The 13254-nt window shown below is 60.2% G+C and carries 13 protein-coding genes; 11 read left to right on the top strand and 2 right to left on the bottom strand.

What is annotated here, in order from left to right; genetic code table 11:
* Positions 1-13: 13 nt before the first annotated feature.
* The 10 genes from lpxD (at position 14) to BTE54_RS21735 (ending at position 8192) form a co-directional block, all read left to right on the top strand.
* A complete protein-coding gene (lpxD, locus tag BTE54_RS21780) occupies positions 14-1081 on the top strand; it encodes a UDP-3-O-(3-hydroxymyristoyl)glucosamine N-acyltransferase (RefSeq protein WP_003521402.1) in 1068 nt (355 codons plus the stop codon).
* The gene (gene fabZ, locus BTE54_RS21775; protein ID WP_065653924.1) at positions 1074-1541 is read left to right on the top strand and encodes a 3-hydroxyacyl-ACP dehydratase FabZ; all 468 of its coding nucleotides are present in this window, start codon (positions 1074-1076) and stop codon (positions 1539-1541) included. Before lpxD ends, fabZ begins: the two co-directional genes overlap by 8 nt.
* A complete protein-coding gene (lpxA, locus tag BTE54_RS21770; RefSeq protein ID WP_003521399.1) occupies positions 1538-2353 on the top strand; it encodes an acyl-ACP--UDP-N-acetylglucosamine O-acyltransferase in 816 nt (271 codons plus the stop codon). The genes fabZ and lpxA overlap by 4 nt, the downstream gene beginning before the upstream one ends.
* A 3-nt stretch (positions 2354-2356) precedes the next feature.
* Positions 2357-3223 (top strand): LpxI family protein, encoded by an 867-nt coding sequence (locus tag BTE54_RS21765; protein WP_158080277.1) that lies wholly within the window; start codon positions 2357-2359, stop codon positions 3221-3223.
* The gene (lpxB, locus tag BTE54_RS21760; RefSeq protein ID WP_078053974.1) at positions 3220-4404 is read left to right on the top strand and encodes a lipid-A-disaccharide synthase; all 1185 of its coding nucleotides are present in this window, start codon (positions 3220-3222) and stop codon (positions 4402-4404) included. The genes BTE54_RS21765 and lpxB overlap by 4 nt, the downstream gene beginning before the upstream one ends.
* Positions 4405-4567: 163 nt before the next feature.
* Positions 4568-5278 (top strand): GntR family transcriptional regulator, encoded by a 711-nt coding sequence (locus tag BTE54_RS21755; RefSeq protein ID WP_065653922.1) that lies wholly within the window; start codon positions 4568-4570, stop codon positions 5276-5278.
* Between the two features lie 6 nt (positions 5279-5284).
* Positions 5285-6070, top strand: coding sequence for a transporter substrate-binding domain-containing protein (locus BTE54_RS21750; protein WP_078053973.1), 786 nt, complete (start codon positions 5285-5287; stop codon positions 6068-6070).
* Positions 6071-6152: 82 nt separating this feature from the next.
* Positions 6153-6824 (top strand): amino acid ABC transporter permease, encoded by a 672-nt coding sequence (locus BTE54_RS21745; protein WP_035261720.1) that lies wholly within the window; start codon positions 6153-6155, stop codon positions 6822-6824.
* A complete protein-coding gene (locus tag BTE54_RS21740; RefSeq protein ID WP_078053972.1) occupies positions 6821-7480 on the top strand; it encodes an amino acid ABC transporter permease in 660 nt (219 codons plus the stop codon). The genes BTE54_RS21745 and BTE54_RS21740 overlap by 4 nt, the downstream gene beginning before the upstream one ends.
* A complete protein-coding gene (locus tag BTE54_RS21735; protein ID WP_078053971.1) occupies positions 7458-8192 on the top strand; it encodes an amino acid ABC transporter ATP-binding protein in 735 nt (244 codons plus the stop codon). Before BTE54_RS21740 ends, BTE54_RS21735 begins: the two co-directional genes overlap by 23 nt.
* A gap of 76 nt (positions 8193-8268) precedes the next feature.
* On the opposite strand, the gene gltA is transcribed toward BTE54_RS21735, so the two are convergent.
* Positions 8269-9558, bottom strand: coding sequence for a citrate synthase (gltA, locus tag BTE54_RS21730; protein ID WP_003502585.1), 1290 nt, complete (start codon positions 9556-9558; stop codon positions 8269-8271).
* Between the two features lie 307 nt (positions 9559-9865).
* Here gltA and BTE54_RS21725 point away from each other — a divergent pair, with 307 nt between their 5' ends.
* Positions 9866-12295: a ComEC/Rec2 family competence protein gene (locus tag BTE54_RS21725; protein WP_078053970.1), complete on the top strand. Its 2430-nt coding sequence runs from the start codon at positions 9866-9868 to the stop codon at positions 12293-12295.
* Between the two features lie 20 nt (positions 12296-12315).
* On the opposite strand, the gene BTE54_RS21720 is transcribed toward BTE54_RS21725, so the two are convergent.
* The gene (locus BTE54_RS21720) at positions 12316-12993 is read right to left on the bottom strand and encodes a glutathione S-transferase family protein (RefSeq protein ID WP_065653918.1); all 678 of its coding nucleotides are present in this window, start codon (positions 12991-12993) and stop codon (positions 12316-12318) included.
* Between the last annotated feature and the right edge of the window lie 261 nt (positions 12994-13254).

The following is a 13254-nucleotide window of genomic DNA, read 5'->3' as shown; positions in this document are numbered from 1 at the left end:
GAGTTTCCGGCTGATGGAATACAACGCCTTTTTTCCGCCCCACGAGGGACTGCGATTGAAAGATATCGCAGACCGTTTTGGGGCGGAACTGTCTGATGACGCGGCGGGAGAGCGGATCATTCGGTCCGTTGCGCCGGTCTACCGGGCAAAACCCGATCAGCTCTGCTATATCCTTTCGCGCAAGAACCGCGATGAGCTGCAGACCTGCGACGCTGGCGCCGTCATTTGTGACGCCGCACTTGTAGACATGCTTCCGTCTCATACCCCTGCGCTGATATCGAAAAACCCGCATACGCTTTTTGCGCAGGTTGGTGCCTTGCTGCATCCTTCCGCCATGCGGCCTGGTCCGATTGCGCGTATGGAAGCTGAAATTTCCCATGCTGCGCATGTCGATCCATCCGCGAAGCTGGAGGCGGGCGTCATCGTCGAGTCTCTTGCCGTGATTGGCGCCGGCGCCCATATCGGCGCGGGCACGCGCATCGGCCCTGGCGTCATCATAGGCCAGGATGTGCAGATCGGGCGCGATTGCACCATTGCCGGCGGCGCAAGCGTTCTTGCAGCCCTCATCGGTAATAATGTGATTATCCATAACGGTGCGCGCATCGGTCAGGACGGTTTCGGTTATGCGCCCGGTCCGCGCGGCATGTTGAAGATCGTGCAGATCGGCCGGGTCATCATTCAGGACAATGTCGAGATTGGCGCCAACACCACGATCGATCGCGGCACCATGGATGACACGGTCATCGGCGAAGGCACCAAGATCGACAATCAGGTTCAGATCGGCCACAACGTCCGCATCGGCCGCCATTGCGGCATCGTCAGCAAGGTCGGCATTGCGGGCAGCACCCGCATCGGCGACGGTGTGATGATTGGCGGCGCGGCCGGCATCAATGGCCATATCAACATTGGCGACGGCGTACAGATCGCGGCGATGAGCGGCGTTGTGGCGGACGTTCCGGCAGGCGCCCGTTATGGCGGCACGCCCGCGCGTCCGATGAAATATTTCCTGCGCGACATGGCCGAAATTCTGGCACGCGCTGAAGGGCGTGATAAAAAAACAGGAGAGAAAAACAATGACTGAAGAAACGAAGACGGCGCTCGGCGCGGCTGACATTCTGGAAGTCATGAAGCTTCTGCCGCATCGTTACCCATTCCTGCTGATCGACAAGATCATCGAGATCGACGGTAACAACTCGGCGATTGGCATCAAGAACGTCACGGTCAACGAACCGCATTTCACCGGTCATTTCCCGGACCGGCCAATCATGCCGGGCGTTCTGATCGTCGAAGCCATGGCCCAGACGGCGGGTGCGATCTGCGCTCGCAGTCAGGGTGAGGGCGGTCACCTGGTTTACTTCATGACAATCGACAATGCGCGGTTCCGCAAACCCGTAGTCCCCGGTGATCGTTTGGAAATCCATGTCGTCAAGCAGCGCCAGCGCGGTAATGTCTTCAAATTCCATTGCGAAGCGAAGGTGGACGGCGCGCTGGTGGCGGAGGCCGATGTCGGCGCCATGATGATCCCCGAGGATCAGCAATGAGCACGATTGCCGCCTCGGCCAGAATTCACCCGAGCGCCGTGATCGAAGACGGCGCGGTGATCGGTGAAAACGTCGTCATCGGCGCGCTGAGCTATGTCGGCGCGAAAGTCACGCTGCATGACGATGTTCAGCTGCACAATCACGCCGTTGTTTCCGGCCTGACCGTGATCGGCCGTGGCTCGGTCGTCCATCCCATGGCGGTCATCGGCGGCACGCCGCAGGCAATTCGCCATGACGGTTCGGAAACGACCCTCGAGATCGGTGAGCGCTGCATCATGCGTGAAGGCGTGACGATGAACGCCGGCAGTTCCGATGGCAGCAGCAAGACCATTATCGGTGACGATAATCTCTTCCTCGCCAATTCGCATGTGGCGCATGATTGCCGCCTCGGCAGCCACATTGTGCTTTCCAACAATGTGATGCTGGCGGGCCATGTCACCATTGAGGACCGCGCTATTCTCGGCGGTGGCTGCGCCGTGCACCAGTTCACGCGCATCGGCCGCCAGGCCTTTATCGGCGGACTTTCGGCGGTCAATTACGATGTCATTCCCTATGGCATGCTGAATGGCAATCCCGGCATCCTCGGCGGCCTGAACGTCGTGGGCATGACCCGTGCCGGCATCGAGCGCGCCGATATCCATAAGGTCAGACGCGTCTACAAGGCGATTTTCGAGGCCGAAGGCACGATCCGCGGCAATGCGGCGGCCATCGACCGTAACGACTATCTGGATTGCCCGCAGGCGCTTGAAGTCATCGATTTCATCGGTGCGGATAGCGACCGCGCGATCTCTTCGCCCAACCGGGGCAAGTGAGCCGTGACAGGCGGCGGGCGTCTCGCCATTGTGGCCGGCAGCGGCCAGCTGCCTTTTTATGTGGCGGCCGCCGCCCGTGAGATGGGCGAGAACCCTTTCATCGTGCGCCTGCGCGATGATTCCCGTTTCGACTGGAGCGGTTTCGACAATGCCGTCATCAGTGTCGGCGATGTCGCCGGGCTCGGCCGTCTGCTGCGCGAAAAGCGGGTAGACCGTGTCGTGCTGTCCGGCGCCGTGGCGCGGCGGCCGGAATGGCGCGAGATCCGCCCCACACTCGGCATCCTGCTCAAACTGCCGTCCATTGTCAGGACGCTGCTGTCGAGCGGCGACGACGCCGTTCTGCAGATGGTCATCAAGATCATCGGCACGCTCGGCGCAAAAGTCATCGGCGCTCACGAGATCGCGCCCGGCCTGCTGGCCGCTATAGGCCCTTTCGGTGCGCAGAAACCTGCCGAGGATGATCTGCGCGATATACGCAAGGCGGCTGAGGCCGCGCTTGCACTCGGCAAGCTCGATGTGGGGCAGGGCGCCGTCGCCGTCGGCGGCCGCATCGTCGCGCTGGAAGGCGTCGAGGGCACGGATGCCATGCTGGGGCGCGTCGCGGCATTGCGCGCCGAAGGACGGATATCCCCGCGCCGCAGGGGTGTGCTCGTAAAGCTGTGCAAGCCGCAGCAGGATGTGCGCGCCGACCTGCCGACAATCGGTGTGGAAACGGTGGAGAATGCGCGAAAAGCCGGGCTGGCGGGTATTGCCGTCGAAGCCGGGCGGGCGCTGGTGCTTGATCGCGAGGCGATGTTGAAAGCGGCCGATGAGGCGGGCATATTCGTCTGCGGCATCGATACATCACTTGGCGGAGACATGATCGGATGACGGCGGCATTAAAAGTGGCGGTCATAGCCGGGGAAGTATCCGGCGATCTTTTAGGCGCGGATCTGATCCGCTCGCTTAAGGCCCAATATACGGGGCCTGTCGAGTTGGTCGGTGTCGGCGGCGAAGCGCTGGAAGCGCAGGGACTGGTTTCCCTGTTCGACTATTCCGAACTCTCCATCATGGGCTTTACGCAGGTTCTTAAAAAACTGCCGAAGCTCATTGCGCGGATCAACCAGACCGCTCAGGCAATCGCCGCCGCAAAGCCCGATATTCTGCTGATCATCGACAGCCCGGATTTCACCCATCGCGTTGCGAAAAAAGTCCGGCAGCAATTGCCGCATCTGCCGGTCGTCAATTACGTCTGCCCCAGCGTCTGGGCGTGGAAGGAATATCGCGCTACGGCGATGCTCTCCTATGTCGATCACGTGCTGGCGCTGCTGCCCTTCGAGCCGGAAGCCATGCGCCGTCTCGGCGGTCCGCCGACAACTTTTGTCGGTCATCGCCTCAGCGTCGACCCCGATGTGCTCTCCGTGCGTCAAAAGCGGGCGGAACGTTCTCTGCCGGCGGATGGCGAACCGAAGACCATTCTTCTCCTGCCAGGGTCGCGTTCCACGGAAACGACGCGGTTGATGGAGCCGTTTCAGGCGGCGGCGAGAGCTTTTGTGGAGCGCAACGGTCCGACGCGGTTCCTGTTGCCCACCGTGCCGCGTCAGGAAAAACGGATCCGCGAACTGGCGGCGTCATGGCCGGAGGATATCAGGCCCGAAATCGGTATCGATTCCGCTTTCAAATGGAATGCCTTTGCTGAAGCCGATGCGGCGATTGCCGCTTCCGGCACGGTCATTCTGGAACTCGCGCTCGCGGGCGTTCCGACGATCTCGGTCTATAAGACGGACTGGATTTTCACCATGCTGAGCAAGCGGGTGAAGACCTGGACAGGCGCTCTGCCGAACCTGATTGCCGATTACGCCGTCGTGCCGGAATATTTCAACGAGGTGGTAAGGGCAGGTTCGATGCTGCGCTGGGCAGAGCGTCTGTCTTCCGACACCACCGAGCGGCGGGCGATGCTCGAAGGTTATGCACTCGTGCAGCAGCGTTTGCACACGGATGTGCCTCCGGGCGAAACCGGTGCGCGCATTCTTCTGGATGTCCTGAAGAGCAAAGCTCGTCCCTCACAATAATCATATAGGCACACTCTCCCACGGGCTGCCGTCCTGCTGCCGATGCAGGCAGGCGAGGGCGCGATTTTACTGCATTTGATCGTTAGTGCGGCAAACGGCTGACCGTCAGACGGCTCCCGGCCCATAAATTTCCGTCTGGCACACCTCTTGCTTTCAATCTTGTATGCAAGATAGCCATACATCAGAAAGCGCCCAGAGCGCGGTAGAGGACGCCATCATCTCCGGCATTCTTTCCGCGCGTATCCGTCCGGGAACCCGCCTCAGCGAGAACCAGCTTGCCAGCCTCTTCAGCGTGTCGCGCACGCGCATTCGCGAAGCGATGATGCGGCTGGAGACGCGCGGCATCGTCACCGTCAGCCCGCGCCGGGGCTGGTTCGTGGTGGAGCCTTCCGCCGAAGAATCCATCAAAGTCTATGAGGCGCGGCGCATCATCGAATATGGGCTCTTGCGCAATCTTTCCGGCGTCAGCCCGGAAGGCATCGCCATCCTCGCCGATCATCTCGATGAGGAGAAGGCGGCGATTGCCAAAGGCGACCGCCAGCGCCTGACCTGCCTGATGGGCGATTTTCACATCCGCATCGCCGAAATCGCTGGAAACGACATCATCGTCGAAACGCTGCGCGACCTGACGGCCAGAACCATCCTCATCTCCATGCTCTATCAGTCAGATTTCCATGCGCAGCAGTCGCATGACGGACATTGCCGCATCTTCGAAGCGATCAAGGCTGCCGATTTCCATGGCGCCGCCGAACTCGCCATCCGCCATCTCGACGAGGTCGAAACCGGTCTCGATCTCACCCGCAGGCCGGACCCGCTCTACGAGCTTCGCAATTCCCTTTCACTTCAGCCTCTTTCCTCAAGCCCCAAGGAGTAATTCTCAATGATTTCCAGACGTTCATTGATTGCCATTGCCGCGATTTCCGCAACGCTCGGTTTTTCGCCCGCAGCCTTTGCCGATGCGCTCGGTGATATCACCTCCCGCGGCACGATCCGCGTTGCCGTCCCGCAGGATTTCCCGCCCTTCGGCAGCGTCGGCACGGATATGGCCCCGCAGGGCTACGATATCGACGTTGCCAATCTGATCGGCGAGAAGCTTGGCGTGAAGGTCGAACTCTTGCCGGTCACCAGCGCTAACCGCGTTCCCTATCTGCAGACCAACAAGGTCGATCTCGTGATTTCGAGCCTCGGCAAGAACCCGGACCGTGAAAAGGTCATCGACTTCTCCACCGCCTATGCGCCCTTCTTCAACGGCGTGTTCGCTCCGGATTCGGTTGCCGTCACCAAGGCGGAAGATTTGTCCGGCAAGACCATTGGCGTCACCCGTGGTGCCGTCGAGGATCTGGAGCTGACGAAGGTGGCGCCTGCCGATACGACCATCAAGCGTTATGAGGACAATAACGGTACGATCTCCGCCTTCCTCGCCGGCCAGGTAGAAGCCGTGGCCACGGGCAATGTCGTGGCCGCCGCCATTCTCGCCAAGAACCCGCCAAAGCGCCCCGAACTGAAGTTCCTGATCAAGAATTCGCCCTGCTATATCGGCCTGAACAAGGAACAGCCGGCGCTGCTTGAAAAGGTCAACGCCATCATCGCCACCGCAAAGACCGATGGTTCCTTGAACACGATTGCGCAGAAATGGCTGAAAACCGACCTGCCCAAGGACCTCTGACCAACCCGGAAAAACGCATGCGCCGGCCTCGCCTTGAGGCAGGACCGGCGCATGGTTTGTCCTCGCCGAAAGGAAGCATCGGGTGAAATACACATTCGATTTTGGATGGCTTCTCGACTATTATCCGCAGATCGCCAAAGGCATCGCCGTTACTCTGGAATTGATTGCCATCGGCGGCGTTCTCGGGATCGCCCTCGGCATCGTCTGCGCCTGGGTGCGTGCGCTTGGGCCCAAATGGCTGCGGCCGCCGGTCGCCACCTATGTGGAGCTCATTCGCAACACGCCATTCCTCATACAATTGTTTTTTATCTTTTTCGGCCTGCCATCGCTTGGCCTGCAATTGTCGGAACTGACCGCCGCCAACATCGCCATGGTGGTCAATCTCGGGGCCTATAGCTGCGAGATCATCCGGGCCGGTATTCAGGCGACGCCAAAGGGGCAGTTCGAGGCGGGGGCAAGCCTTGCCATGACCCGCTTTGAAACCTTCCGGCATGTGGTTCTGGTGCCCTCGCTGCAACGCATATGGCCGGCGCTTTCGTCGCAGGTGGTGATTGTCATGCTCGGCTCTTCGGTCGTATCGCAGATCGCCGCCGAGGATTTGACCTTCGCGGCCAATTTCATCCAGTCGCGCACCTTCCGCGCCTTCGAAGCCTACATGGTCTCCACAGTCATTTATCTCGTGCTCGCCATCCTTCTCCGGCAGGTGCTGGTGATGGGCGGCAACCTCATCTTTCCGCGCAGGAGTGTCCGATGATCGAATTCTCCACCTGGGATATTCTCAGAAACTTGCTGCTCGCCACGCGCTGGACGGTGTTGCTCTCGCTCGTCTCCTTTGCCGGCGGCGGCTTGGTGGCGCTGCTTCTGCTGTTCATGCGCATTTCCCGGAAAAAATCGATGCGGGCTTTCGCACGCTATTATGTCGAGCTTTTTCAGGGTACGCCGCTTTTGATGCAGCTCTTCATCGCCTTTTTCGGCCTCGGCCTGTTCGGCATCGATGTGCCCGCCTGGCTCGCGGCGGGCTTGACGCTGATCCTGTGGGCGGCGGCCTTCCTCACGGAAATCTGGCGCGGCTGCGTTGAATCCGTAGCCAAGGGCCAGTGGGAGGCATCGGCAAGCCTTGCCATGGGACGCCTGCAGCAGATGCGTTACGTCATCCTGCCGCAGGCCCTGCGGGTCGCCATTCCCCCAACCGTCGGTTTCTTCGTGCAGGTCATCAAGGGAACGGCCGTGACCTCGATCATCGGTTTTGTGGAACTGTCCAAGGCCGGCACGGTCGTCACCAACGCCACCTTCCAGCCCTTCACCGTTTATGGCCTCGTCGCCCTCATCTATTTCGCGCTGTGCTGGCCTCTGTCGAAGAGCAGCCAGATCCTCGAAAGGAAGCTCAATGTCGCTCATCGAAATCACTGAAGTCCGCAAAAGCTATGGCAGCAACGAGGTTCTAAAGGGCATCAACCTCGATGTGGAGCCGGGCGAGGTCATCGCCATCATCGGCAAGAGCGGATCGGGAAAATCGACCCTGCTTCGCTGCATCAACGGGCTGGAGACGATTTCGGCCGGTTCCATATCGGTCGCCGGCGCGCAGCTTCTCGAAGACGATCTGCATCTGAAAGCCCTGCGGCTGAAGGTCGGCATGATCTTCCAGCAGTTTAACCTTTTCCCGCACCAGACCGTCGGCGGCAACGTCATGCTGTCGCAGACCGTGGTGAAGAAGACGCCGAAGCCGGAAGCGGAAGCCGTTGCCCGCAAGATGCTGGAACGGGTCGGGCTGGCGCATAAATTCGATGCCTATCCCGATGAATTGTCCGGCGGCCAGCAGCAGCGCGTCGCCATCGCCCGGGCGCTTGCCATGCAGCCGATTGCGCTGCTCTGCGATGAAATCACCTCGGCTCTCGATCCCGAACTGGTTACGGAAGTGCTTGCGGTGGTGCGGGAACTCGCCGCTGAGGGCATGACGCTCCTGATGGTGACGCATGAAATGAAATTTGCGCGTGATGTCTGCTCCCGCGTCGTCTTCATGCATGAGGGCAGGGTGCATGAAATTGGCCCGCCGGAGGAGGTGTTTTCCAATCCCGCAACACCCGAACTCAAGCAGTTCCTGGGCGTTGCGGCACGTCACTGAGAACTATTCGGATGCCCAACAAAAAAGGCCGGCGGGTGAAAACCTGCCGGCCTTTGAGCTTATAGGGTTTCGGGGCTTAGCGCTTGGAAACCGGAACGTAGTCGCGCTTGCCGGCGCCCGTATAGAGCTGGCGCGGACGGCCGATGCGCTGCTGCGGATCTTCGATCATTTCGTTCCACTGTGCGATCCAGCCGACGGTACGGGCGAGAGCGAAGAGAACGGTGAACATGGTCGTGGGGAAGCCGAGCGCCTTCAGCGTGATGCCCGAATAGAAGTCGACATTCGGGTAGAGCTTCTTTTCGACGAAGTAGGGGTCGGAAAGGGCGATCTTTTCCAGCTCCAGCGCGACCTGCATGATCGGATCGTCGGAGTTGCCGGTGGCTTCCAGTACTTCGTACATCGTCTTCTGCATGATCTTGGCGCGCGGGTCGTAGTTCTTGTAGACGCGGTGACCAAAGCCCATCAGGCGGAACGGATCGTTCTTGTCCTTGGCGCGGGCGATATATTCCGGAATACGGTCAACCGTGCCGATTTCGTTGAGCATGTTGAGCGCCGCTTCGTTGGCGCCGCCGTGAGCCGGGCCCCAGAGGCATGCAATGCCAGCTGCGATACAGGCGAACGGGTTCGCACCCGAAGAACCGGCAAGACGCACCGTGGAGGTGGAGGCGTTCTGCTCGTGATCGGCATGCAGGATGAAGATGCGGTCCATGGCGCGGGCCAGAACCGGATCGACCTTGTAGTCCTCACAAGGCACGGCAAAGCACATGTGCAGGAAGTTGGAGGCGTAATCGAGGTCGTTCTTCGGGTAAACGAAGGGCTGGCCGATATGGTACTTGTAGGCCATGGCGGCGATTGTCGGCATCTTGGCGATCATGCGCAGCGAAGCGACCATGCGCTGGTGCGGATCGGTGATGTCGGTCGAGTCGTGGTAGAAGGCCGAGAGCGCGCCGACCGTGCCGCACATGACGGCCATCGGGTGCGCATCACGTCGGTAGCCGGTGAAGAAGCGGCTCATCTGCTCATGCACCATGGTGTGGCGCGTGACGCGGGTGTCGAAGTCCTTCTTCTGAGCCGCGGTCGGCAGTTCGCCGTAAAGCAGGAGATAGCAGGTTTCCAGGAAGTCGCCCTGTTCGGCGAGCTGCTCGATGGGGAAACCACGATGCAGGAGAACGCCTTCGTCACCGTCAATATAGGTGATCTTGGATTCGCAGGAGGCCGTCGACGTGAAACCCGGGTCGTAAGTGAAAGAGCCCGTGTGCTTGTACAGCGTGGCGATATCGACGACGCTTGGTCCGATCGTGCCTTCCCTGACCGGGAGTTCGACCTGTTTTTCGCCAAGTGTCACTGTAGCGCTTTTTTCCGTCATACTGATCCTCCGAAAACATGCGGGTGGGGGCGTTGAGACACGCCCCGCGGTTAAGCGTCTACCGATTAGCTATATGATCCTTGCGCAGATGCCAAGCTATCCAAAGGTCAAATTGTGCATTGCGGCAAACGCAATTGCCTTGCTTCCGTCTTTCCCGGCGATGGCAATTCAATCTCAGTCAACGCAGGGTTAAAGGAAAGGATTGCAATCCCTCGCATCCGCCTGCAAACCTGTTCCCGGTGCGGCAGGGGCGCGGCGCGGATTGCTCGGTCAAGGGGAAAAACAGCATTTCAGATATGCCGAAACGATGCAGGGCGATTTGCCCGGCACGGCGGAAATCCTGTTTCCCGTTCACCGTGCCGGCGATCTTGTGGCTTATGATCTGCCCACACTTGTCGGCAAGCCGAACCTGCGAGCTGTCGCCTCCCAAAAAATCGCCGTATGCGTCGCCGAGGAGCGCGCATTCGGCCACGATTTTCTTTTCGTTCCGGTTTTCATCGGCTGTGGTGCGGTCCTCTGGTTTTCCCTCAACACCTCGCCTTCATTCTCCGTTCTGGCGATCACATGTCTTATCGCCACCGGTCTGGCGTTTTTCGCGAAATATCGCTCGGGCTTTGCAGCCACGGCCTGTGGCCTTCTCGCGCTGCTTTTGCTGGGCATGCTTTTCGCCGGGGTCGAAACGTGGCGTGCGGGAACAGTGGTGCTGGATACGCCCGTCACCACCACCATCACCGGCACGGTGACCCGAAGGGAGGTGGATGCGCGCGGGGACTGGCGATATGTGGTGCAACTCACCGCAACGGAAGCGCCGGCATTGTCACGCCCGCCGGGGAAGGTCTCGCTCCTGTCACGTGGGGGAGGCGAGCCCGCCGCGCTCGGCGCGACCATTCGTGGCAAGGCGCGGCTTTCGCCGCCATCCGGCCCGGCCCTGCCTGGGCTCAACGATTTCGCCTTCGCCTCCTATTTCAGGGGCATAGGCGCGACCGGATTCTTCTATAAGCCGCCACAGACGGTAACTCCACCCGGCATCGACGCGAAGACGGGCTGGCTGGAATGGGCCGACATGCGGCTCTATGGCCTTCGCACCGCCATTGCCGAGCGCATCCGCAACACCATCGGCGGCGATGCCGGCGCCTTTGCCGCCTCCATCGTCACCGATGAGAGACAGGCCATATCCGCCGAAACGATGGAAGCGTTGCGGCTCTCAGGCCTTGCCCATATCGTCGCCATATCCGGGCTCAACATGGCGCTGGCGTCGGGCATATTCTTCGTGGGGCTGAGGCTTGCCTTCAGCCTTTTTCCGGCATTTGCGCAGCGCTGGCCCGTGAAGAAGATTTCGGCTTTCGCCGCGCTCTTGATGACGCTCGCCTATTACCTGATTTCAGGTTTCGCCGTCTCCGCCGAACGCGCCTGGCTGATGATGTCGGTGATGCTGATCGCGGTACTGTTCGATCAACCCTCGCTCAGCCTCAGGAATGTTGCGCTTTCCGCTTTGGTCATTCTCGCTTTTTCGCCCTCGGAAATCATGGGTCCGAGCTTCCAGATGTCTTTTGCCGCGACCATCGCGCTCGTCGCCTCCTATGCCGCCTGGAGCCGCTGGCGTATCGATCGCGAGCGTCTGTTTATGGGGCGCAAACCGGCATGGATGACGGTGGCGCAAACGGCGGGCGCCATCGTTGGCGGTGTAATCACGACGTCGCTGATCGGCGGTCTTTCGACGGCAATCTATTCGGCCGAGCATTTTCAACGTGTCACCACCTATGGACTTTTCGCCAATCTGGCTGCCATGCCGCTGATGTCGCTGATCGTCATGCCTTTCGGCCTTTTCGCCATGCTGCTGATGCCTTTCGGGCTGGACGCGCCATTTCTAAAGGTCATGGGGTACGGCATGGCTCTCGTCATCGAGGTTGCGCAGGAGGTGGCGTCCTGGGGCGGAAGCGCTGCGACGGGCCGGCCACACGGGTGGTTTCTGGGGCTCGCCTCGGCTGGTTTTCTGCTGCTGACATTGCTGCGCAGCCGGCTTGCGCTTCTGGGCATGCCGCTTCTGTTCCTTGCCTTTGGCCTGTCAGCCGCCACGGCCTATCGCGATCCGCCCGATTTGCTTGTTCATGAGGATGGCGAGCTGGTGGCGCTGCTGGAGGACGGCAAAGCCTATACGACGAAGGCTCAGCCGCAGGGTTTCGTTTATGGCCAATGGCAAAGGGCGCTGCTTTTACCGGAGCAGCCTGTGCCGCCAGTCCTTCTAAAGACCGAGGCCACGGCAAACACCGTGGCTTTGGCTCCGAAGGGGAAGCTTGATCCGCAAGAGATGAGCGCGGTTGCACGGCAGATGACGGCGGCCCTGAGAGACGCCGAGCCCGGTGTTTTCACCTGCAGCAAAGGCACATGGTGCGTTGCGCGCGCGGGAAGCGGCGAATGGATCATCGTTCTGGAAGATGGCCGCTTTGCCGGAAAGGCTTGCGATATCGCCGATATCGTTATCGTCTCCCGCAGAACGTCCTTTTCCCAATGCCGCTCGGGTGCACTTCTGCTGAACCGCGATATCTTGCGGCGGATCGGTTCGCTGGAAATGGACTTCGCCGGCAGCGATCAGGTAGGGGTGGTCGGCAGGCTGCGCGCCGCAATCGCCGGAATGGACAGGCCCTGGAGCGAACACCGCTACTACGACTGGAAAAGCGGACGTTTCGATCACGACGTGCCTGATGCCGTCATGCGGTTGCTGGCGGCATCGCAATAAAGTGCCGCCAGCATGGACCGTCAGGGCTTGATGCGCAGATCCGCGGTCAATTCGCCGATCCCGCTAATTTCCTCTTCATGCGCCGCATCGCGCCAGACTTCCTTCAGCCCGGCCTCGTACCATTCGCGCATGGCGGGAAGGGCGAGCAGCCGGTCGCAATAGGCTTTCGTCGCGGGCGAAAGTTCCGCGCCATAAGTCTGGAAACGAAATGCCACCGGGCAGAAGAAGGCATCGACCGCCGTGAATTTCTGGCCGGCAAGAAAAGGCCCGCCGAATTTCGCGAGGCCTTCGCTCCACAGCGTATCGATGCGCTTTATATCGGCTGCAAGCCCGGTATCGCCACCCTTCGGTTTTACGCGAATGCCGACCGACATCGGGTAGAGATTGCGCAGCGAGGAAAAGCCCGCATGCATTTCGCTTGCCGCCGACCGTGACCAGGCCCTTGCCTGCTTGTCGCTCGCCCAGACGCCCTGGTGTCTTTCCGCCAGATATTCGGCGATCGACAGCGATTCCCAAACCGTCACGCCCTCATCGACAAGGCAGGGCACCTTGCCGGTCGGTGAGAAGGTGGAGAAGGAAACGCCTTCTCCGAACGGAACGAGTTTTTCATCGAAGGCGATGCCGAGCGTGCGCATCAACACCCAGGGCCGTAGCGACCATGAGGAGTAATTCTTGTTGGCGATATAAAGATCGTACATGACGTGTTTCCCCGATATGACGCGCATTTCTATACCGGCGGATGGCCTTTGGAATATTGCAAATAATCCATGGCTCCCATAAGCCGCGTTGATGAATGGGAAGGTGAGGGAAGGGAGAAGGAGGCATATCCACGTCACCGCCCGGAGATGAGTGAGAAACACACCCTCTCTTTACTTGCGCAGAGCCGCATTGTTCCAGGGAACACGCCAAGATACCTCAAAGGGAGCGTCCTCTTCTCGATGACGCCCCTGGCGAAAAAA

The sequence above is a fragment of the Agrobacterium sp. YIC 4121 genome, assembly GCF_002008205.1.
Lineage (GTDB): Bacteria > Pseudomonadota > Alphaproteobacteria > Rhizobiales > Rhizobiaceae > Agrobacterium > Agrobacterium leguminum.
The sequence above is the reverse complement of the archived record's forward strand: the minus strand, read 5'-3'. Positions and strand labels throughout refer to the sequence as shown.